This window comes from Brevibacillus choshinensis, from assembly GCF_016811915.1.
GTDB classification, from domain to species: Bacteria; Bacillota; Bacilli; order Brevibacillales; family Brevibacillaceae; genus Brevibacillus; species Brevibacillus choshinensis_A.
The window spans coordinates 2545374-2567317 of sequence record NZ_CP069127.1 but is presented as its reverse complement, the minus strand read 5'-3'; the positions used below and the strand labels follow the sequence as shown (position 1 = coordinate 2567317).

Below are 21944 nucleotides of genomic sequence, written 5' to 3'. Positions count from 1 at the left end.
CGAAAAAGACGCAGCACCCGAATCGGGCACGCGTCTTTTTTGTTTCCTCCGTTTTACATGCTCGTTCCCTCTTGCTCTGCCTTGCCGAGTCGGTCCTCAAACACTTTTCCCAACTGACCGATGTCGACTTCCCACTTGTCGTCTTTGTAGTAGACAGTGGCTTTCGACTCTCCCTTCTTCCCTACGATGCGAATACTCGCTGTCCTAACTTCATAGCTGCCATCCGGCTGAAACGCTATATCGGCATCCTTCAGTTCTCCGTCCAGTACAGGCTTGATCGTCTTATTGACGACTTCTTGTGTAGCCGATGCAGCCTGGCGCCCCATCTGGATCACTTCTTCAGGACTGAATTGGAAGAAGAGGACAAGAACGACCCCAATCACCGCGAGCAAAGAAATCAGACGGACCAGGCTGCGCAGCATCCATTGAGCCAACATGACCACCACAATGATGCACAGCGCGACCGGCCAATAATCCTTTGCCAGCTGAAGCAGTTGCTCCACGTTCATCACTCCTTCTCTCCACAGTCTCGCCAACAATCAGTGGAGTTCAATCATGGGTGCGGACTGATCCTTTTCAGAAAGTAGAAAAAACCGTCGCGAATTTCGGACGGAACCCTTCACCTCTCGATTGTCTTGCCTATTTCGAGACGCTGCTCAAAAACTCCTGCTTTTTTATGCAATTCGTTGATTGTGTAAACCTTCTCCGTCTATTACAATGGGACAGGAAAAGGCTGGCTTTCCTCAGAAGGACACATACAAGGTGGTGCCTACGTGATCAAATACACCATTTGCTTTCTCAAGCGACAGTCTCGCTTTCTGATGCTCAATCGCCTCCATCCCCCGATTATGGGCTTATGGAACGGTGTCGGAGGCAAGCTGGAGCCAGATGAAGCCCCCCTCTCAGGAGTGCTCCGGGAAGTACTCGAAGAAACGGGAATTCCTCTCAAGTCTGCCGCATACAAAGGAATGGTTACCTGGGCCATCGACGGAGCATCGCATGGAGGGATGCATGCTTTTATCGCGGAAGTACCCGATGACTTCGACATAAAGACTCCAGTACTTATAGATGAGGGCATATTGGACTGGAGGGAGCTCGAATGGATCCTCCATCCAGAAAATGCCGGGGTTCCGGAGAATCTCCCGTTCTTTTTGCCGGACATGCTCGCCGGCGACGATTGCTTTCACTACCATTTCTGCTACTCAAACGGTACCATTACCTCACACGAAAAGACACCTTTGTCAGAAGCGATCCTCCAGTCTTCATAAGGATCGGCAACCCATCCACAAAGGAGGACAAGACATGATCATCCATCCTTTAGGTTCTGAATCTCAGCCCCCGATGGACCTGCTGTTGCTTGCTGACCCTTCCCGGTTATTAGTCGAAGCTTATCTCAAGCGTGGAACCTGCTACGTCGCCGCTTCCGAAGAGGCCATCATCGGTGTCTACGTTCTTTTACCCACCCGCCCAGACACGATCGAGCTCGTAAATGTAGCGGTGTCAGAGGCCCATCAGGGGAGAGGCATCGGAAAAAAACTGGTTCTGCATGCCATCCAGCAAGCGAGGCAGCTCGGATACCGAACGATTGAGATCGGGACAGGAAATTCGAGCTTGGACCAGCTCGGCCTATACCAAAAATGCGGGTTCCGCATCACAGGAGTCGATCGGGACTTTTTTCTGCGTCATTACGATGAGCCTATTTTCGAAAATGGCATTCAGGTGGTCGATATGATTCGTCTGTCTCAAGATCTCTGATCCCGCCTGAATAAAAGCCGGACCTCTTACAGGTCCGGCTTTTCCCAGTTCGCACGACTTCTACCGCTTATCGGCGTGCGGCCGCCTGTGGATACTTGCTCTCTTTTTCCTCCTGGCCTCTCGTACGGGCGAGGTACATCGCATACTCGAGCGGTCTATTGATGGCCTGCTTGTATTGCTGGAGTGCCCCCATCTCGCGAAACACTTCCCTGGCAGGCTTGGGATTGACCTCGATCAGCCACGGGCGGCCATTCACATCGATCCCGATATCCAGGCCAAATTCGACCATCCGTCCAAAATGATTTTCCAATGATTCGGCTGTCTGGTACGCCAGTTGTTCGCAATCACGGACGATTTCAGCCGTCCGCGCTTCCCCAAACCGAGGTCGCAAAAACTCAGGTACGGCAACCGCCCTTCCTCCGCCGTGCAGGTTGGAGGTTGCGCTGCGCTCTCCCCCGACCCGCATGCCGTGTCCCGTGACTCTCCAATCCCCATTTCCATCCTTTTGAATCAACAGACGCATATCCACTGCTCGGTTCGGAACGAGCTGCAACCGCAAGCCTTGCTGGACGATGTACTTCTCACTCCTCGTCCAGTTGTGCACAAAGCGATGCAGGGCCTCCAGCTGCTTTACGACAGTGGATATTTTCGCTCTTTGCTTGTTTCTTCCCAGCAGGCGATAGCCATGTTCTGTTTTTTCAATGCACAGGATATTGCGCCCCCCTGTCCCGTTCAACGGCTTTACGTACAGATAAGAATGCCTTCCCAGCATCTTTCCCAGGTTGGCCCGATTGTACAAAAGCGTCTCCGGAAGCCATCTGTGCATCCTGGCATCGCGATCTAGCACCTCGTGCACCCGCCATTTGTTCGCCAGTCGATTGTTTGCGTACAAAAAGTTACTCGTGCGCCGAAACGCCACATAATCTTTGAATGCTTGGGTAGGAGTATAACGGTAGCGGTCAAAGACGGCATCCGGTCGGTCAAAAATCCGCGCTTGCCATCTGCCGCTGCTGTCCAGGACATATCCTCGCACCTGTTTTCCCCCAGCCAGAACATCCTTTGGCGAAAAGAGAAAAACCGTGCCGCCCAGCTCTTGTCCTGCCCGCAGGAGGCGCCGGAAGTACGCTGGCTCTGCAAATTTCTTGCCTTCCCGCCAGGTCAGAATGCCGATTGTGGGTCGTTTCATCACACCACCCTCTTTCGTTTTCCTCCCTGGCAGTTTATTCACCTAACGATGCATTGGCACTTATTGCAGTCTCTTTTCCAGTTCCCGCAGATCAGCAGGTAGCCCCGCTCGAACCTCGATCGTCGCTCCCCCGAATGGATGATCAAATCGCAATGACTCTGCGTGCAGGGCCTGACGATTCACGCCATCACGCTTTCCACCATACAGGACGTCCCCCATCAGCGGATGCCCGATGTGGCTGAGATGGACGCGAATCTGATGCGTCCGCCCTGTCTCCAGTCGGCATTCGATTTGGGTGGCGCTGCGGTACCTTTGACGCACCGTGTAGTGAGTGACGGCCTTGTCCCCATTGGGAGTTACTCTTCTGCGCGTGGGATGATTGCGGTCAGATCCGATAGGCTCATTTATTTTGCCGCTGTCTTTAGCCAGCTTGCCATGGACAAACGCCACATACGTTCGTTTGATCACTCGATCCCGCAGCATCTCGTCCAGGATGGCGGACGCCCAGGGATGCTTGGCATACAGGACAACTCCTGACGTATCCTGATCAAGACGATGAACGTGCCTGACTTTTGCCTGCTGGCCCGTACGGAAAAAATGACCGGCGACCATGTGATCCAAGGTCATCAGATGCTGCGGCTCGGTCGGATGCAAAAGGACACCCGCTTCTTTTTCTACAATGAGGAGGTGATCGTCTTCGTACAAGACCTGTACAGGTTTTTCCACCGGATCGAGGCCCAATGGTTCCGGCTGACAAAGTCGAAGGCGAATCTCTTGTCCTTCTTGTCCCACGGCATGCTGCGGAACAGACTTCCCATCCAGCAGAACTTCTTTATGCTGAAATAAAAGATGGACCTGCTTGCGAGGCAGCTTCCACCCTTCTCGCAGCAGGTTCCCAATCGGAGTGGCTGCATCTGCGGCAGTCAAGTGCGCAACGAGCCACTCCCCGTCTTTTTTCATGGCTTGCATGTTTCCATTTCTCCTATTTCCTTGGCAGACTGTCTCAGGCTTGCTCCAACCCTTTGCCAACTTGGATGGCGCGATCTAGAAAATGTTCGATTTCCTCACGGTTTTTACCCAGCTTGCTCACAAAACGCACCAGCTCTTTTCCTTCTTGGAAAGCAATAAAGCTGGGGATTCCAAACACATCAAGCTTTTGGGACAGCTCTGGCAACGTATCACGATTGACAGAAATCATATCCAGCTCAGCTTGATACTTTTCTTCTACCGCTGGCATGAAGGGGTCAATCCGATGGCAATCAGGGCACCAATCGGTGAAAAATTTAACAACGACTGGTTTGGAGGATGCAATGGCTTGTTCGAAATCGGCTTCCGTTTTTACTTCTCTCATGTGAGTTCCCTCCCAAGAATGATCTGGAAATAGTGTATCATAACCGAGCTGCCCGTGTGTAATCGGAAGTGCACGATCGGCACTTGGCACTTGGATGGAATTTCCTCTATATCCTTTGTTGCTCTTTTTTGCTGGATTTCCCAGAAATGACTTCGACGCAATAGGAAACTCTATTGCATGTAAGGCCATTACCCATAGGATGGTGACAAAAATGAAAAAATTAGCTGCATTTGCTTTGGCACTCTGCGTTGTTTGCTCGGCACTCCCTGTCTCTGCTGCGACTCACGATGGCAAGAAGCATCACAAAGTGCATACGAAAGCCCACCACAAGGCTCATAAAATGCACACCAAAGCTGCGAAAAAAGGCGTTCATATCAAAGCAATGCCGAAAACAGGCATGGGTGGAGCAAGTGACTAAAGAGGGATTTTTTCCCTCTTTTCATCTTTTCTGGCGCAAATGGAGGTTTTCCATGAAATCCATTCTCTTATCCGTATTCCTCTTCTGCATGGTCATCTCCGGGTGTACCCATCATACGCAGCCGCCCGCTGCTCAGCCTTCAGCAGTGGAGGAACATTCCATCAGCCAAATAAGCGAGCCGCCCATTGTCAGTGTAAATCTCCCGCAAGTGCCATACGGTCCGGCAATTCCAGAAAAAAAACAGCTTCCTCCTCCGCTAGTTAACGGAATCACACCCAAAAAACTGCAGATTCCTGCCATTCATCTATCCACGCTTATTGAGCCTGTGGGCGTACTGCAAAATGGACAAATGGACGTACCTAAAGCTTTTGACCGCGTAGGTATCCTCGCCCCCTGGACAAAGCCGGGTATGAAAGGCAGCGCCGTGATCGCTGGGCATTTTGATCATTACACCGGTCCGGCCGTATTTTACAACCTGCGAAAACTGCAGCCAGGCGATCACATACAGGTAAGCGACGAAGCAGGAAAAGTCCTCACTTTCCAAGTGAACCGTGTGGAAAGCTTCCCGGCAAGCGAGGCACCGATTGACCAGATCTTTGAAGAGAAAGAAGGCGCCCACCTGAACCTGATTACGTGCTCAGGCAAGTTTAACAAGAAAAAGCAGGAGCATGCGCGCCGTCTGGTCGTTTTCTCGGAGCTCATCCAGTAGAGGCAAATGAGAAAAACCCAGTTCGCTCGTCCAACGAGTACTGGGTTTTGACTGTTTCTGTTTTCAAATATGTCCGCCCTGCTCTACCAGGCTTTGCACAAACGCTTCTCCCGGTCGAGACAGCGGCCTGTCCTTGCGATACGCAACGACGAGTGTCCGATACGGCTTGGAAGTGAGCTTGACATAGACCGGCGGTTCCACTGTGCCTGGCGCTAGCGTGATCATTTTTGGAGCAAACGACAACCCCATTCCCGCTGCCACCAGCGACTGCACGGTCTGGATATTGCTGCTCTCGAACACGATGCGAGGGCGGAAACCCGCCTGCTCACAGAGACGCAGCGAAATGGTGCGAAAGCCTTGTCCTTCCTTCAGCAGGATAAACGGCTGATCCGCCACTTCGGCCAGATCGACCTCCTCCCGATCTGCCAGTGGATGCTGAGGCGGAACGGCCAGGAAGATATCTTCGTTAATTGCCGGAATAATCTCCAGAGACGGATCGCTGATGGGCATCGTCAGCAGACTCACGTCAATTTTTCCTCTCACCAAAAGCTGCTCCAGATGACTCGACGTATCCTCCATCAATTGCAGCTCCACACCTGGAAATTGCTTGGTAAAGGCTGAAATGACGCGCGGAAGGACGTAGGCGCCTGTAATCGGCAGGCTGCCAACCAGCAGCTTTCCGCTCTCCCCCACTGCGTAAGCACGCATTTCTCTCTCAAGCCCCTCTGACATGTCTACCAAAGTTTGCGCCACTTGCACAAATCGCTGGCCCGCATCTGTCAGTTCGACATGTTGGGGAAGTCTGTGAAACAAGCTCACTCCGAGCAATTTTTCCAGTTTGGCAATCTGTTGGCTGAGCGAGGGCTGAGCCAGATGTAATCGGTTTGCGGCGCGTGAAAAACTGCGTTCTTCCGCAACTGCAAGCACATAGCGAACTTGTCGTAACTCCATAAAAACCTCCCGATAGGCAAAAACTATCCTTCTCATAATTATTATATCTTTGAACTATTTTCTTTGCCATGATACAACCTTGGTAAGAGTTTCGTACGAAGGAGGAATCATCATTATGACAGCCCGCACCATGTTTGAAAAGATTTGGGACAATCACGCGATTCACGAAGAAGCAGGTAAGCCTAGCCTCTTGTACATTGACCTGCATCTGGTACACGAGGTCACTTCGCCCCAAGCATTCGAGGGACTTCGTCTGGCAGGTCGCCAGGTTCGTCGCCCGGAATTGACCTTCGCAACCATGGACCACAACGTACCTACCGCTGACCGCTTTAACGTTAAGGATCCAATCTCCCGTCAGCAAATGGAAACATTGACTGAAAATTGCAAGGAGTTTGGCATCACGCTTGCTGACCTGAACAGCCCTGACCAAGGGATCGTACACGTGATCGGCCCTGAGCTCGGACTCACTCACCCGGGAAAAACGATCGTTTGCGGTGACAGCCACACCTCTACTCACGGTGCTTTCGGCGCCCTCGCATTCGGGATCGGAACAAGTGAAGTCGAGCACGTACTGGCGACGCAATGTCTCCAACAGCTCAAACCGAAAACCATGGAAGTTCGTGTAAACGGCGACTTGCCTTTCGGTGTCAGCGCAAAAGACTTAATTTTGGCGATTATCGCAAAATACGGCACTGACTTTGCTACCGGTTACGTCATCGAGTATACAGGTGCTGCCATCCGCAAGCTCACGATGGAAGAGCGCATGACCGTCTGCAACATGACCATCGAGGGTGGCGCTCGCGCAGGTCTGATCGCGCCTGACCAAACGACTTTTGATTACTTGAAAAACAAGCGCTACGTTCCACAAGGCGAGGATTTCTTGGCTGCAGTAGAAGCCTGGAAGCAGCTCTGCACAGACGAAGGCGCCAAGTACGACACGGTGGTAGAAATCGACGCGACAGAGATCGCACCGCAAGTCACTTGGGGTACCAGCCCTGGTATGGGTACCAACATCACGGCGACTGTTCCGAGTCCAGAGTCATTTGAGACAACTGCTCAGCGCAAAGCAGCGCAGGACGCACTCGCTTACATGGGGCTTACACCTGGCACTCCGATGAGTGAAATCAAAATCGATCGCGTGTTCATCGGCTCCTGTACAAACGGTCGTATCGAAGACCTGCGCAAGGCAGCTGAGGTGGCAAAAGGACGCAAGGTCTCCCCTTCCGTTCACGCGATGGTCGTGCCTGGTTCCCAAGCTGTGAAACAACTTGCAGAACAAGAAGGATTGCACCTCATTTTCCAGGAAGCCGGCTTTGACTGGCGTGAATCCGGCTGCTCGATGTGCCTCGCGATGAACCCGGATATCCTTTCAGAAGGTGAGCGTTGCGCCTCTACTTCCAACCGGAACTTTGAAGGTCGCCAGGGACGCGGCGGACGCACTCACCTGGTCAGCCCTGAAATGGCAGCTGCTGCAGCAATCGCGGGTCACTTTGTAGACGTTCGCGAATGGAAAAATGAGAACGCAAGCCAGGAGGTATTCCAATGAACCCATTTGTCATCCACACCGGTCTGGTAGCACCACTCGATCGTGTAAATGTAGATACAGACGCAATCATTCCCAAACAATTTTTGAAGCGCATTGAGCGCAGCGGCTTTGGTCAATTCCTGTTCTACGAATGGCGTTTCCAAGTCGACGGCACTCCGATCGACTCGTTCATTCTGAACACGCCTGCATACAAGGATTCTACCATTCTCCTTGCCCGCAACAACTTCGGCTGCGGCTCCTCCCGCGAGCACGCACCTTGGGCATTGACTGACTACGGATTCCGAGCTGTTATCGCACCTTCTTTTGCTGACATTTTCTACAACAACTGCTTCAAGAACGGCTTCCTGCCGATTACCCTCAGCGAAGAACAAGTGGATGAACTGTTCAAGCGCGCCTCGGAGCGTGAAAATTATCAATTGACGATCGACCTTGAGGAGCAAGTCGTCAAGGACAACGATGGTCTCTCCTATCCGTTCGAAGTGGATTCTTACCGTCGTTACTGCTTGCTGAACGGATTGGACGATATCGGAATCACCTTGCAATACGAGGACAAGATCGCTGCCTACGAGGCCAGCCGGTAATCTCCCAGCAAATGATAGAAAGAGAAGCGAAGGCAGGAAGTTTTACGTGCCTTCGCTTTTTCTTTTCATTTCTCTTATTCAAACAGTAGGTACATCAAGGCTTCGTCAAAGTACTTCTCCCCTGCTCGCAGCGCACGCTTTTCCATGCCATACACCGAAAAGCCCATTTTCTCGTAAAAGCGGATGGCTGCGGGATTCGTCGTGACGACCGCCAGCTGTACCTGATCGATATCGCCTAATCCACGCAAATAGTCCAAAGCCGCATTCATTAATCCTGCCGCAAGCCCTGAGCCCCTATGCGATTCTCTCACGTACATGGCCACAATGGCTGCTTTGTGGCGTGCCTTCGTTCCTTTATGCCGAAAGAAGCCGATTGTCCCCACGATTTCTCCATCTGAGAAAGCGCCAAAGTAACCGCTTTCCCCGGGAGTCGCAAGAGAGAGTCTCTCCTTCCACTCCGGCAGCGTCCGTTTTTTCTCATCTTCATACGTAGCACCGAAAGCATCCGGGTCTTTTTGCAGAGCCTCGAGTCTCACTGCAGAAAATGCCTCTGCATCCTCTGGCCCCAGTCGTCTGATATCCATTGCATGCTGCCCCTCTCCCTACATTTCCCACCATCATAGAGGAGACCTGTCTTTATGTAAAGAGCTGAAAATCCCATTATTTTACAAATTTTCCACATGCGCAAACGGATGGCGAGGCGATTGTTCCAGCAAGAAACGAAACGCCGGGAGCCAGCTCCCAGCGTTTTTTCCTTCTCTAGGCTGTTTCCGTACTGCCCCCTGCAAACCAAAGGCGTGAATGGCATTCTCGCGCAGCTTGAACTTTTGGATTTTACCCGATGCAGTCATAGGATACTCATCCATGAATTGAATGTACTTCGGTATTTTGAAGCGGGCAATTTTGCCGTCGCAGTAATCGAGTACGTCTTTTTCTGTCAGGGTTTCCCCGGCTTTACACGAATGCATGCCAGCACCTGCTCCCCGTACACGGGATCGGGCACGCCGACGATCTGAACGTCCAAAATGTGGGGATGAGTATACAGGAATTCCTCGACCTCGCGTGGGTAAATATTTTCTCCTCCCCGGATGATCATGTCCTTGAGTCGACCCGTAATGCGATAGTACCCTCCTCGTCCACAGTAGCCAGGTCTCCCGTATGGAGCCAGCCGTCTGCATCGATCGTCTTTGCGGTCTGCTCCGGCATGTTGTAGTACCCCTTCATGACCAGATATCCCCGGGTGCACAATTCTCCCTGTACCCCTGGTGGCAATGTCTCGCCTGTGACCGGATCGACGACCTTGGCCTCCACTCCTTCGTGGACGCGTCCTACCGTCTCTACCTTTCTCTCAATGGAGTCGGTCGGCACCGTCTGGGTGATCACCGGTGAGGATTCGGTCTGGCCGTACGCGATTGTAATGTCCCGAATGCCCATTTTATGTACGACATTCTTCATGACTTCGATGGGGCACAAGGAGCCTGCCATGATTCCTGTACGCAGAGAGCTCAGGTCTCTTTCCGCAAAGGAAGGGTGGCTGAGCTCTGCGATAAACATCGTCGGAACTCCATATAGCGCCGTGCAGCGCTCCTGCTCCACAATCATCAGGACCAGACCAGGATCAAAGGCCGTCACAGGAACCATCGTCGCCCCCGTAGCCACGCACGCCAAAGTCCCCATCACACAGCCAAAGCAATGAAAAAACGGTACCGGGATACACACTCTGTCTTCCACAGTCAGTCGTTGACACTCCGCCACCTTGATTGCATTGTTGACGATATTGCTATGCGAGAGCATGACACCTTTGGGGAAGCCCGTAGTCCCAGAGGTGTACTGCATGTTGATGACGTCATCGTAGTGCAGCGTCTGCTGCCTGGCCACACGCTCTTCCTCCGTCACCAGGCTGGCTCGACCGAGTAGATCTTGCCATAAAAACATGCCGGGCTGGCGCTCTTCGCCGATATAAATGACATTTTTCAAATGAGGGAGCCTCGCTGACTGGAGGTTACCCGGTTCGCAAGTCGCAAGCTCGGGGCAAATTTCCCGAAGCATGCCCAGGTAATCGGCGTCCCGATACGAATCTATCAAAAGTAATGTCGTGGATTCCGACTGTCTCAGCAAATATTCCAGTTCATGCGTCCGATAGCTGGTATTCACGGTCACAAGGACGCCGCCCATTTTTGCCGTTGCGTATTGAGAGATGACCCACTCCGGTACGTTTGTCGCCCAAATGGCAATATTTTCACCTTTTTGAATACCGAGCGACATGAAGCCTCTTGCAGCCTGATTGCATATTTCCTGAAACTCTGCGAACGAATACCGCAGCCCTCTTTCCTGATAGACGAGAGCCTCTTTCTGTGGATACAGACCCGTAGTCTCATCCAGCAAATCTCCAATGGTGATTTGACGCAGCATGCAAGCACCCCCAAAAAGATTCAGACTATTCTGCTTTGTATTGGAATGATTCTCCCTCTTCCAACATATTCCTTCCGAGCCCCAAAAAGAAAAGCGTCCCGCAATTGGAACGCTTACTTGTCACTTCACGACAAACTTTTGAGTAGCCTCCACCTTGTAAGGAAGGTGATTGCTGTAGTTCAGCTCGACACGCAGCTCATGCTCGCCCTTTGGCAGCTTCTTCAAAAGAAACTCTGGCTGATAAATCATGCCTTTCGCTTCCCCATCGATGTACAAATGGGCATGGCCCTGACCGAATATCGGCTGTTGGCTCATATCGCCATTCCCCCCCACAAACTGGAAGTTCTTCGTAAGCAGGGATACTTCCGCTGTGGTGCCGTCTACTTGAATGTCCATATTCAGTGATGGCTTTTCCGATCCGACAGGCTGTGTGATCGGAGCGGAGGCTGGTACGCTTTCTTCTCCCGGACGATACGAATCTGAGACGTGCAATGGATCTTTCACTAATAATACGATGCCCGCCACCAGTACGATCAGGAAGACGATTCCACCCAAAATGAGATTGCGCATACTGACGATAAAGACCTTCATGTCTCTACTCTCCCTTTCGCTAGTGCTTGTCACTTATTTGTACATGCATACGCGAAAATATAGAGAGTTAGAAGCAAAACTTTTCTAGCATTTATCGATAGTTGATAAATTGCACTTCTAAAGGCAGGTCTGACTTGCGGATGGCGTTGATGATCTGCTGCAGCTCATCTTTGCTTTTTCCAGTCACTCGGATCTGGTCGTCCTGTATTTGCGTTTTCACTTTCAGGCCTGCATCCTTGATGATGGCGTTGATTTTCTTTGCGTTGTCTTTATCGATGCCTTGGATCAGCTTGACGCGCTGGCGAACGGTACCGCCTGCTGCCGGCTCGACTTTTCCATAGTCCAGATTCTTGATCGGCACTTCCCGCTTGACGAGCTTCCCGATCAGAATATCCTTGACTTGTCCCAGCTTGAATTCGTCATCGGAGACGAGGACCAGCTCTTCTTTTTCCAGGGTGATCTTGCTTTTCGTGCCCTTGAAGTCAAAGCGGTTTTCGATTTCCTTTAATGCCGTCTGGATCGCATTGTTTACCTCAGACAGATCGACCTTTGATACGATGTCAAACGAGCTTTCTTTGCTCATGCGAAGACCCCTTTCCCCGTTTTATTTGCACCAGGCTGTCGTTAAATAGCCCGTACCAAGCCGCCATCTACCAGGAACGACTGGCCGGTCACATAGCTGTTTGCAGGTGATGCGAGGAACGTAACCATGCGGGCAAATTCATCCGGCTGACCGTAACGTCCGAGCGGTATCTTATTTTCCGATTGTGTGCGCACCTCGTCTGCATCCATGCCTTTTTTCGCGGCATCCATTTCGTCCAGCTGCTTGACACGATCCGTCGCGATGCGTCCTGGTCCGATTGTATTGATCAAGATGCCGTCTGGTCCCAGCTCGGCCGACAGCGTTTTGGCCAGGCCCAGCACTCCGGTGCGGAATGTATTGGAGAGAATCAGATTGTCCAGCGGCTGTTTGAAGGAAGACGAGGCAAAGTTGATGATGCGTCCGAATTGGTTGGCGCGCATGTGAGGCAATACTGCGCGGATCGCACGCACATAGCTGAGCAAATTCAGCTCGAATGCTTTGATCCAATGCTCGTCACTCAATTGATCAAAGGTGCCAGGCGTCGGTCCACCTGAATTGTTGATCAAAATATGTACACTGCCGAAGTGACGTACCGTTTCGTCTACGACACGCTTGATGTCTTCTTCCTTGGTCACGTCTATTGTGACTGCCAGCGGTGCCTTGCCAGTCGCTTGCTCGATATCGGCGCGAACAGATGCCAGTGCCGCCCCGTCGCGTCCGCAAATCGTCACGTTAGCCCCTTCCTGTGCGAGACAAATGGCTGTCGCTTTACCTAATCCTTTTGAAGAAGCGAGTACGATCGCCGTTTTTCCTTGCAATTGCAGATCCATGTCCATTCTCCCTTCATGACGCCTATCAGTGTTTCCTTATGGCTTTTCCTTTATTCTACAGAACTTTCAGAAGAACGAAAAGGAAAAGAGAAGGGGAATCGCACACTCCCCTTCTCTTTCATCCTTCGGCTTACATTTGAGTCGGCTGCAATTGGGCTTTTTCGGCTTTCTTCGCTTGCCGCTTGGCTTGACGAGCCAGTCTTTTAGCCAGGCGCTTTTCCTTGGCCCCTTCGAACAAAGAATACAAGACAGGCACCAAAACGAGCGTCACGATCGTATGGAAGACAAGGCCCGAGATGACCGCTGTCGCGAGCGGCGCCTCCAGATCGGACCCCTCTGCCATGGCGAGACCCATCGGAAGCATCCCCAAAATCGCAGTCAATTTGGTCATGATGACCGGACGCACACGCTCTTTGGTCCCTTGTACGATCGCCTCTGCGAGATGGATCCCGCGACCACGCAGCAGGTTGATGCGGTCGATCAGCAGGATCGCATTTGACACGACGATACCGACCAGCATGATGATCCCGATCATGGCCATCTCTCCGAATACGCGCTGCGTGAGGACAAATCCGATCACAACACCGACTAGAGCCATTGGAATCGTCAGCAAAATGATAAACGGCTGAGAAAGTCTTCCGAACTGTGCCACCATGACCACGTAAATCAGCGCGAGCACACCGGCGAATACAAAGATTCCTTGTGTCATATTGGCGCTTTGTTCCTTCAGTTTCCCTGCAATTTCGATGCTGTAGCCAGCGGGAACGGCTAGCGTAGGCAGCTTCTCATTTACCTGTCTGCCGACAGCTCCAAGATCCGTGCCCTGCATTTCTGCTGAGACTGTTACGATCCGTTCACCTTTATCATGCGTGATGACGACAGGGGATTTGCTGTACGTCCAATCTACCAATTCGGACAGCGGCACCGCAGCTCCCGTCTTGCTGCTGATCATGATGTGATGCAGCTGATCCGGATGCTTCAGCCAATTGTCTGGGAGCTTGGCGACGACGTCTACCTCGATCCCGTCTTTGGTAATGGAAGTAATCGGCTGGTCCCCGATCATCGTGCTGAGCTGCTGCAGCAGCGAACGAGGATCGACGTTCAGGCGGGACATCGCTTCCTGCTTCGGTACGAGTGTCACCTTTTCTTTTCCTTCTTTAAAGTCATTGCGGATGTTGTCGACCCCAGGGATGGTCGCGAGCATTCCTTCCACATCTGTGGCGATCTTGCGCATTTGCTCCAAGTCATCCCCGACGATATCCAGCTGGATTGGCGCGTCTGTTCCTTGCCCACCGAAGTTTGTCGAGATCGAATCGATGCCCGGAATCGCTTTTAGGCGCTCATTGATATCAGCAGTCAATGTTTCCTTGTCTCGCTGACGCTCACTTTTCGGGCGCAAGGAGATGAAAATTTCCGAGTTTTCCTTTGAAGAGAAGAAGAAAACATCGTTTACCTCAGGGATGCCACGCAGGGCCGCTTCCCCTGCAAGCGCAGCTTTTTGCGTATTTTCCAGCGTGGAGCCAGTCGGCATCTCTATCGTGGCAAACACGAGATTTTCGTTGGGGTTGATCCCTTGCCCCATCTTCATGAGAGGCGTCATCATGCCTGCTGCGACGAAGGTAGCGACCGCAACGAGCAGCGTTTTTACCCGATGGCGCAGGGCCAGCTGGAGCAGCTTGCTAAACCAGCGAACGATCACGTGCTCCTTGACCTCGCCTTCCAACGACACTTTTTTATCTTTTTGCAAAAAGCGATCGGAGAAGACAGGTACAAAGAAGAAGGCTGCAATCGTAGATGCCACGATAGCGGATGAAACGGTAAAAGCAATCGTGGCGAGAATGGGCTTGAGCCAATCCTCAAAGTCAGCGAATACTAGCGGCAAAAATACGATGATGATCGTCAATTGAGATGTGAACACAGGGGTGAGTACTTCCCTTGTCCCTTTGACAATCGCTTGTGTCAAGGGCTCTCCCTTTTCCCTGAAATGATAGATGCTCTCCAGCACGACGATGGCGGCATCGACGATCAGACCGACTGAGAGACTGAGAGAGAGCAGGCTCACCATGTCGATGTTGTAGCCGCCCAGCTTCATCGCGATAAAGGTCATGAGGGCCGATATTGGCAGGGTAGTCGCAATGACCAGCGTGACCCGCCAGTTGCGCAGGAACACAAACAGAATGATGATGGCGAGCGCCCCACCGATCATGACATCCCGGCTCAAATTGGTTACGGCGTGCTGAATATAAGAGACGGCTTCGACCATGACTTTCATTTGGTACTGTCCGTTCGCCTCTGCATTGATCTGGCGGACGACTTCTTCGACCTTGCCTTGCGTCGTGATCAGATCACTGCCTTCTGCCCGCTTCACGCTCAGGTGCACGAAGACGCTCCCGTTTGTCAGCGCTACCGAGTCTTTGACTTTTCCCCGCAAATCCTCGATGGTGGCGAGCTGGCTAAGCGGTACTGTCCCGTTAGGCGTTTCGATTGGTAGAACGGTCATTTCCTGTACCGTGCTATAGGTATCATCGACCATGACAACCGTGTCAAATCCGGAGTTTTCCAATGTTCCGACAGCTTGCTTCCAGTTGGTTTCCTGCAGCTGGGCGATGACATTCGCCGGAGTCGTCCTGTACGCGCTGAGCTTCTCCGGATTCAGCGAAACGGCTATCTGATTTTCAAAGCTGCGATCTGAGATCTCGGCTTCCTTCACACCGGGTACGGCTTCGATGCGGTCCTTGATCGTCGTCTTGGCCAGGCTGAGCATCGACTGTGGATCTGCACCGACCAAGGCATAATCGATCAGGGCATCGTCCCCGAAGTTCATTTGATTGACTTCCACGCGATCTACCGCTTTCGGGAAGCCATTGCGCAGGCGGTTCACCGCATTCTGCACGTCAGACTTTACTTTTTCACCCGTGCCTTCATTGGCTGTGATCTGAATCCTCACCGAACCTGAACCTGTCGTCGATGTGTATTCTTTGATTTCCGTAATGGACTTCAATTCCTGCTCGATCTTCTTGGTGACTTTGTCTTCCATTTCTTCTGGCGGGATCGATCCACCTGAAATGTTGACAGAGAGGACGGGGAAGTTGGTTTTTGGCACCAGCTCGACATTGAAGCTAAACAGAGAGCCTACGCCTGCGATCACCAGCAGGAAAGTGAAGAGGTAGACAATCAGCCGGCGCTTCAGCAAAGAGAGAATGATCTTGTTCATGCCGCTATTCTCCTCTCGCCTCTACTTTTTGCCCCTCTACGTAAAACGTGATGCCGGTGCGCAAGAGCTGGTCTCCTTCTTTGATTCCCGACAGGATCTCGACCTGGTCCCCTGTCATTTGACCCACCTTGACTTCCTTGCGTACGGTAAGGCCGTTTTCCACGGCCATCACATAGTGCTGGGATTGGCTCACCCCGACGCTCTCCAACGGAACGAGAAAGCCGTTGATTTTGCGTGGCACTTCGACCGATGCAGTCATGCCTCCGCGCCAGTAGCTGTCAGGATTGGGGACCGTCACCTCAACTCGGTATTTGCCCGTTTCCTTGTCCACAACCGGAGACACGAAAGTTACCGTTCCACCGCTTTTCTTGCCGTCATCCGACGCAATTTGCACCTTTGCCTTGTCTGTGAACTGACCGATCATGTCATTCGTGATATCCAAGGTTACCTTTACCTCGGACAAATCGACCAAGTGGATGATCTGCTCACCAGGTGACGCCTGCTCTCCGGATTGTTTGAAAACATCCACGATCGTTCCTGCAAATGGCGCTTCAATCTTCGCGTCATCCAACGTCTTTCTTGCGCGGTCTACCTGGCCGGTCGCTTGCTTGATCGATGCGTTGGCAACCGCTACATCCTCTGGCTGCGCCCCGCGCATGAGCTCATCCAAGGCAAGCTGCGCGTCCCTTACGGAGATCTCCGCTTGCGTCAACGCGCGTCTGCGATCGTTTATTTCGCTTTGCGAAATAGCTCCGCCAGTTAACAGCTTTTCGCCTACTGTGACATCCTGCCGGGCTTTTTCGAGCTGGCTTTGTGCGCTTTTCACCTGCAGACGCTGCTGTTCGATCGCTTGCGTCGTCGCACCTTTGAGCGTCTGAGTCTTGCGTGCAGCCGCCTCTGCGACTTGGCTTGCGGCCACTTCCACTTCTTTTTGGTAGTAGCGGGTGTCCAGCGTCGCCAGGAGCTGCCCTTGACCGATCTTGGCACCTTTGCTTACCTGGATGGCCGAAATCGTTCCGCCTGTTCCGAAAGGCAGTACGGCATCCCGTTTTGCCTCCACCATTCCTGTCACGTTCAATACCACGGGTTTTGTCGCCTTCTGTACTTTGAAGACCTCTACCACTTTCGCCTTTGCCTCTGCTTGCTGGGGAGCTTCAGGAGCAGGGCCGCATCCGGTTGCCACCAGCAACAGTGAGGCCAGCATAATCGACGCTCGTTTTTTCACCTTGATTCCTCCAAATAATTAGCAATCATTTCCTTGCATCATTGTGCCAGTTTTTCCCTCCTGCGCAAAACAGCCAACGGGAGGAATTTTTTCTCCGTCCAAAGTCGGAGGGACAATATTCCAGCAAGACATAAGTATATACGAAGAGACTAGAATCACGTTACCTTTTTTTCTCTGTTTTTACAAAAAAAGAACAAAAAAAGCAGCCAAGGCGTTCACCCTGACTGCTTTCCTATGATCGGTCCGTTCACTTACCGATTAGCTATTTGTGACCAGCTGCTCCATTTCATCCAGCAATTCCTTGAAGACGGCCAAGCCTTCGCGAATCGGCTCTGGAGAAGTCATATCGACACCTGCGTTTTTCAGCAAGTTCAGCGGATAATCGGAGCTGCCGCCCTTGAGGAAGTCGAGATAGCGGTCCACGGCTGGCTGACCTTCTTCCAGAATCTGTTTGGCGAGAGAGGTCGCGGCTGAGAAACCAGTTGCGTACTTGTAGACGTAGAAATTGCGGTAAAAATGCGGAATCCGCGCCCATTCCATATCCACTTGACTGTCGACGACCATATCTGGGCCATGGTAAGCGACATTCAGTTCACGATAGATCTCGCTAAGGGAATCTGCTGTGAGCGGCTCGCCCTTCTCTTCCTTTTCGTGAACGATTTTCTCGAATTCGGCAAACATCGTCTGGCGGAAGACGGTTCCTCTGAATTGTTCCAGGTAGTAGTTGATCAAGTACATCCGCTCTTGCTTGTCTGTGGTCGTCTCGAGCAGATGATGCATGAGCAGCGCTTCATTGAGCGTGGATGCCACTTCCGCTACGAAAATCTTGTAGTCCGCGTACGTATACGGCTGCGCGTGATTCGAATGGTAGCTATGAAGGGCATGCCCCATCTCATGCGCCAGCGTAAACATGTTGTTCACGTTGTCCTGGTAATTCATCAGCACAAATGGATGGGTCGAGTACGCTCCCCAAGAATAGGCCCCGCTCGTTTTGCCTTCGTTTTCGTAGACGTCAATCCACCCGTTTGAGAAGCCTTCCGCAAGCACGCGGCCGTATTCTTCCCCAAGTGGGTGAAGTGCTTCCTTGATGGTGGAGACTGCCTGATCGTACGGAATCTTCATATCGACTTCCGGAACAATCGGAACGTACAGGTCGTACATGTGGAGCTCATCGACCCCGAGCAGTTTTTTGCGAAGCGCGATATAGCGATGCATCAACGGCAAATGCTCATGAATGGTCGCGATCAGGTTGTCGTACACGGACAGGTCCACATTGTCTGCAAACAGTGCTGCATACAGGGCTGAAGGATACTTGCGTGTGCGAGCGTAGAAGACATCCCCTTTAATGGCAGAAGTCAATGAGGCGGCAATCGTGTTGCGGAATTTGCCGTAGGTCTCATAGAGCGCGTCGAAGGCTTCTTTTCGAACACGTCTGTCCTTGCTTTCCATAAATTGCGTGTAGCGTCCTTTCGTCAGCTCCACTTCTTCCCCATTTTCATCTGTGATCATCGGGAATTTCATATCGGCATTGGCCAGCATCCCGTAGATTTTACTCGGCGAAGATGCCAGTTCACTCATATTAGCCAGGAGTGCTTCTTCCTCCGAGGAAAGCGTATGCGGCTTGAAGCGCATGATTTCTTCGAGCAAAATGCGGTAGTGGTCAAGTCCCGAGACTTCCTGAATCCACTTCTCCATCACTTCCGTAGAGATGGCCAAAATTTCAGGCTGTATGTAAGAAATGGCTCCGTATGCTTGCGTGCTCAAGCTCGTTGCCCGGTCGGTCAAGCCTTGGTACGTACTGTTGGCATTGTCCTCATCACGACGCATACGGGCGTACACATACACCTGGTCCAGTGTCGCAAGTAGCTCATCCTGCAGTTTCAGGGCTGCCAGCAACTCTTCGCCAGACTGACCGAGCTTGCCTTTCATGCCCGCGATTTGATCGGCTAGCTGCTTGGCCTTTTGCACATCTTTTTCCCAATCAGAATCGCTCGGGTAAATATCTTCTAGACGCCACTTGTATTCGGCAGGGACATCGCTGCGTTTGGGCAGTGTTTTGCTTTTGTTCACCGTGATCACTCCCTCATAGTTTGCTGGCTGGTGAAATCATCCATATGATTATCCTATCTTATTATGCCATCTTGTTCAAATTGTACAGAACGGTAATAGCCGAGAAAATTTTCACAAAAAAAAGCTGACTGCTCCTGCCTGGAAAAGTCAGCTTCTGCCTACGCCTGTATAGTCAAAGCCCGCATCCTTTAATGATTGGGAAGGCCATGCATTCCTTCCGTCCAGCAGCAAAGGCACCGCCATATCCGACTTGATTGCCTCCCAGTCCAGATGGATACATTCCTTCCACTCTGTGATCAATAGGGCGGCATGGGCACCTTTAAACGCCTCGGCAGGATTGCCTACATACTCCACTTGAGGGAACAGCGGTCGCACTACCTGTGCTGCGATCGGGTCGTAGGCAGCTACTGTTGCCCCTGCGTTTTGCAGGGCCTCCAGGATCTTCAGCGAGGGGGCTTCGCGTATATCATCGGTTTCAGGCTTGAAGGCCAGACCCAGCACCGCGATTTTCTTACCCGCCACATTCCCCTGGCGTTTGTGCAGCTGCTCCAAAAACCAGATCGGCTGGGTCGCATTCACTTCGCGGACTTTCTCCAGAATGGACATGGAGATCCCGTTTTGATGGGCAAGCTGCAGCAAGGCAATCGTATCCTTTGGAAAACAAGAGCCACCGTAGCCTACGCCTGCTCGTAAAAATTCGGGTCCGATCCGACTGTCCAGCCCCATCCCCAGTGCGACCGTCACAATATCTGTCCCAAGTGCGCCGCTCAATCTGGCCAGTTCATTCATAAACGAGATTCGGGTCGCGAGGAAGGCGTTCGACGCATATTTGATCAGCTCAGCGTTGGCCCTGGTCGTTGCTACCCGCGGGGCGTTCACCCCCTGGTACAGCTGTTCCATCGTCTCGGCTGCCGCTTCGTGAGCGGTCCCAATCACGATTCGGGAAGGGTGCAATGCATCTTCCAGCGCGTTTCCCTCCCGTAAAAATTCCGGGTTGGAAACGACGTGCAGTCCGTCTAGCTCACGCAGTTTCTCCGCGATCCGATCTCCCGTTCCCACTGGCACGGTGCTCTTTATGACCACGACTCGCTTCCGGGGAGCACTGCGGTGCAGAGCCTCCACATCAGAAGCTGCGGCATAGACATACGACAAATCTGCGGTTCCGTCTGCAGACTCCGGTGTTCCCACACAGACAAATAAAATTTCGGCTTCCCGCGCATCCGCTATGTTCGTCGTAAACTCCAGGTTCCCTCGCTTCAATACGAGCGCCAGTGCTTCCTCGAGTCCTGGCTCATATATGGGTGATTTTCCTTTTTGCAGCTGGACGATTTTGGCCTCTACGAGATCAATCCCAAGGACATCATGGCCGTTCATCGCAAGCGAGACGGCCGTTGTCAGTCCAACGTATCCGGTACCGATAACGGCAACCCTCATTCTTTCACCCCATCATTTTTTCATCACGCGCAAGTACAGTTCCTCCAGTATTGCGCGCTGCTTGTCGATGTTATGATTTTGTTCCACCTTTGCCCTTGCACGCGCTGCCACCTCTGGCCATTCATGCCGCGATTCCAGGACGTGGTCGATCATTCGCGCCATTTTTGTGGGAGAGCGCTCCGGCACCAAATATCCGGTCACCTTGTGCTCGACCAGCTCGGGGATTCCAGAATGATACGTGGAAATCACGGGACGTCCAGAGGCCATGGCCTCCATCAAGACGTTGGGAATGCCCTCCTGATCCCCATTGCGAGCCGTCTTGCACGCAATCGCGAACAGATGGCACCGAGCCAGCTCACGCTGAACTTCTTTATGCGGCAGTGCGCCTTTGAGCACGACCTGCTTCCCAAGCTTGTATTTTTTGATCAATCGCCGCAGCTTCCCCTTTTCCTCCCCTTCTCCCACGATGATGAGCTTGGCGTGAGGATGGTTTTTCCGTACACTGACGAACGCCTTCACGAGGGTATCCATGCCTTTTTTCTCGGTCAATCTGCCGACGCTGAGAATGCGATACTCCTCGTTGGATACAGGCTGGGCAGGCTGCATGGGAAACTTCCGCAAATCAATCCCTGAGCGTATGAGCGTGATCTTTTTCGATGGACAGCCCAGCCGCACCAACCGCTTTTTCATGTGATTGCTGACGACTGTAAACGCTTTTCCCTTTCGGAACAGCCGCCTCAGCGCCCTGCGATAGCCAGGATTCCCTTTGACACGCTTGGTGGCGTCAAAGCCGTGAAAGGACGTGATGAGCGGCAATTTGGTTCGCCTCGCATAGGGTAGCAGTTCCAGGCCAGCGGGTCCGAAACGAGCGTGCAAGCATTTTACTTTTTTTCTCCTCAACCATGTGGAGAGGCCGGCCATACGCTTGCGCACATAGACCGGCGAGTAAGGGAACTGTTTGCGATTGAAAGGACGCTGCCTGCACAGGACGAGCGGCTTCACCCGTTGATGCCCAAGCAGCTGCTCATAGATGAATGTTTCGCTTCTCGGAAGGAATTTTCTTCGATAGACGAGAACCCGATGCATGC

At 52.3% G+C, this 21944-nt stretch carries 20 protein-coding genes and 1 pseudogene; 6 read left to right on the top strand and 15 right to left on the bottom strand.

Translation table 11 applies throughout. The annotated features are described in order from the left end of the window. Nucleotides 1-53: 53 nt before the first annotated feature. Nucleotides 54-509: a hypothetical protein gene (locus JNE38_RS13145; protein WP_238933636.1), complete on the bottom strand. Its 456-nt coding sequence runs from the start codon at nucleotides 507-509 to the stop codon at nucleotides 54-56. 264 nt (nucleotides 510-773) lie between these two features. On the opposite strand from JNE38_RS13145, the gene JNE38_RS13140 reads away from it, so the two are divergent. Both JNE38_RS13140 and JNE38_RS13135 read left to right on the top strand, forming a co-directional pair. After that, nucleotides 774-1268, top strand: coding sequence for an NUDIX hydrolase (locus JNE38_RS13140; protein ID WP_203356956.1), 495 nt, complete (start codon nucleotides 774-776; stop codon nucleotides 1266-1268). 34 nt (nucleotides 1269-1302) lie between these two features. Then, on the top strand, nucleotides 1303-1755 hold the full coding sequence (locus JNE38_RS13135) for a GNAT family N-acetyltransferase (protein ID WP_203356955.1): 453 nt from the start codon (nucleotides 1303-1305) through the stop codon (nucleotides 1753-1755). Nucleotides 1756-1822: 67 nt separating this feature from the next. Here the strand turns inward: JNE38_RS13135 and JNE38_RS13130 are convergent, their stop codons facing one another. The 3 genes from JNE38_RS13130 to JNE38_RS13120 are packed head-to-tail and all read right to left on the bottom strand — an operon-like array spanning nucleotide 1823 to nucleotide 4292. Next, entirely contained in the window at nucleotides 1823-2941 is a 1119-nt protein-coding gene (locus tag JNE38_RS13130) for a YheC/YheD family endospore coat-associated protein (RefSeq protein ID WP_203356954.1), read from the bottom strand. Between the two features lie 60 nt (nucleotides 2942-3001). Then, nucleotides 3002-3910, bottom strand: coding sequence for an RluA family pseudouridine synthase (locus tag JNE38_RS13125; protein ID WP_203356953.1), 909 nt, complete (start codon nucleotides 3908-3910; stop codon nucleotides 3002-3004). A 34-nt stretch (nucleotides 3911-3944) separates the two neighbouring features. Continuing rightward, nucleotides 3945-4292, bottom strand: a complete 348-nt coding sequence (locus tag JNE38_RS13120; protein WP_203356952.1) for a thioredoxin family protein — start codon at nucleotides 4290-4292, stop codon at nucleotides 3945-3947. A gap of 211 nt (nucleotides 4293-4503) precedes the next feature. On the opposite strand from JNE38_RS13120, the gene JNE38_RS13115 reads away from it, so the two are divergent. Together JNE38_RS13115 and JNE38_RS13110 are read left to right on the top strand one after the other, a co-directional pair. Next, nucleotides 4504-4710: a hypothetical protein gene (locus JNE38_RS13115; RefSeq protein ID WP_203356951.1), complete on the top strand. Its 207-nt coding sequence runs from the start codon at nucleotides 4504-4506 to the stop codon at nucleotides 4708-4710. Nucleotides 4711-4762: 52 nt separating this feature from the next. Then, nucleotides 4763-5419 (top strand): class F sortase, encoded by a 657-nt coding sequence (locus JNE38_RS13110; protein ID WP_203356950.1) that lies wholly within the window; start codon nucleotides 4763-4765, stop codon nucleotides 5417-5419. A gap of 63 nt (nucleotides 5420-5482) precedes the next feature. Here the strand turns inward: JNE38_RS13110 and JNE38_RS13105 are convergent, their stop codons facing one another. Further along, the gene (locus tag JNE38_RS13105; protein WP_203356949.1) at nucleotides 5483-6370 is read right to left on the bottom strand and encodes a LysR family transcriptional regulator; all 888 of its coding nucleotides are present in this window, start codon (nucleotides 6368-6370) and stop codon (nucleotides 5483-5485) included. A gap of 115 nt (nucleotides 6371-6485) precedes the next feature. Between JNE38_RS13105 and leuC the strand changes: the two genes are divergently transcribed. Both leuC and leuD read left to right on the top strand, forming a co-directional pair. Next, complete coding sequence (leuC, locus tag JNE38_RS13100) at nucleotides 6486-7916, top strand: 3-isopropylmalate dehydratase large subunit (RefSeq protein ID WP_203356948.1); 1431 nt, start codon at nucleotides 6486-6488, stop codon at nucleotides 7914-7916. Next, a complete protein-coding gene (gene leuD / locus JNE38_RS13095; RefSeq protein WP_203356947.1) occupies nucleotides 7913-8497 on the top strand; it encodes a 3-isopropylmalate dehydratase small subunit in 585 nt (194 codons plus the stop codon). The genes leuC and leuD overlap by 4 nt, the downstream gene beginning before the upstream one ends. A gap of 74 nt (nucleotides 8498-8571) precedes the next feature. Here leuD and JNE38_RS13090 read toward each other — a convergent pair whose 3' ends face one another. From JNE38_RS13090 to JNE38_RS13045, 10 genes and pseudogenes are all read right to left on the bottom strand, one after another. Next, the gene (locus tag JNE38_RS13090) at nucleotides 8572-9081 is read right to left on the bottom strand and encodes a GNAT family N-acetyltransferase (protein WP_203356946.1); all 510 of its coding nucleotides are present in this window, start codon (nucleotides 9079-9081) and stop codon (nucleotides 8572-8574) included. A 201-nt stretch (nucleotides 9082-9282) separates the two neighbouring features. Continuing rightward, nucleotides 9283-10909: pseudogene (locus tag JNE38_RS13085) on the bottom strand (AMP-binding protein); the annotation flags it as partial. A 120-nt stretch (nucleotides 10910-11029) separates the two neighbouring features. Then, nucleotides 11030-11500 (bottom strand): hypothetical protein, encoded by a 471-nt coding sequence (locus JNE38_RS13080; RefSeq protein ID WP_203356945.1) that lies wholly within the window; start codon nucleotides 11498-11500, stop codon nucleotides 11030-11032. Between the two features lie 91 nt (nucleotides 11501-11591). After that, nucleotides 11592-12083 (bottom strand): YajQ family cyclic di-GMP-binding protein, encoded by a 492-nt coding sequence (locus JNE38_RS13075; protein WP_203356944.1) that lies wholly within the window; start codon nucleotides 12081-12083, stop codon nucleotides 11592-11594. Between the two features lie 41 nt (nucleotides 12084-12124). After that, complete coding sequence (locus JNE38_RS13070; protein WP_203356943.1) at nucleotides 12125-12913, bottom strand: SDR family oxidoreductase; 789 nt, start codon at nucleotides 12911-12913, stop codon at nucleotides 12125-12127. A 130-nt stretch (nucleotides 12914-13043) separates the two neighbouring features. Then, a complete protein-coding gene (locus JNE38_RS13065) occupies nucleotides 13044-16127 on the bottom strand; it encodes an efflux RND transporter permease subunit (protein ID WP_203356942.1) in 3084 nt (1027 codons plus the stop codon). 4 nt (nucleotides 16128-16131) lie between these two features. After that, nucleotides 16132-17352 carry an efflux RND transporter periplasmic adaptor subunit gene (locus tag JNE38_RS13060; protein WP_203356941.1) on the bottom strand — a complete coding sequence of 407 codons (1221 nt, stop codon included), beginning with the start codon at nucleotides 17350-17352 and terminating at the stop codon, nucleotides 16132-16134. A gap of 258 nt (nucleotides 17353-17610) precedes the next feature. Continuing rightward, nucleotides 17611-19422 (bottom strand): oligoendopeptidase F, encoded by a 1812-nt coding sequence (pepF, locus tag JNE38_RS13055; RefSeq protein WP_203356940.1) that lies wholly within the window; start codon nucleotides 19420-19422, stop codon nucleotides 17611-17613. 147 nt (nucleotides 19423-19569) lie between these two features. Beyond that, nucleotides 19570-20856: a UDP-glucose dehydrogenase family protein gene (locus JNE38_RS13050; protein WP_203356939.1), complete on the bottom strand. Its 1287-nt coding sequence runs from the start codon at nucleotides 20854-20856 to the stop codon at nucleotides 19570-19572. 12 nt (nucleotides 20857-20868) lie between these two features. Further along, nucleotides 20869-21942, bottom strand: coding sequence for a glycosyltransferase (locus JNE38_RS13045; RefSeq protein ID WP_203356938.1), 1074 nt, complete (start codon nucleotides 21940-21942; stop codon nucleotides 20869-20871). Nucleotides 21943-21944: the final 2 nt, after the last annotated feature.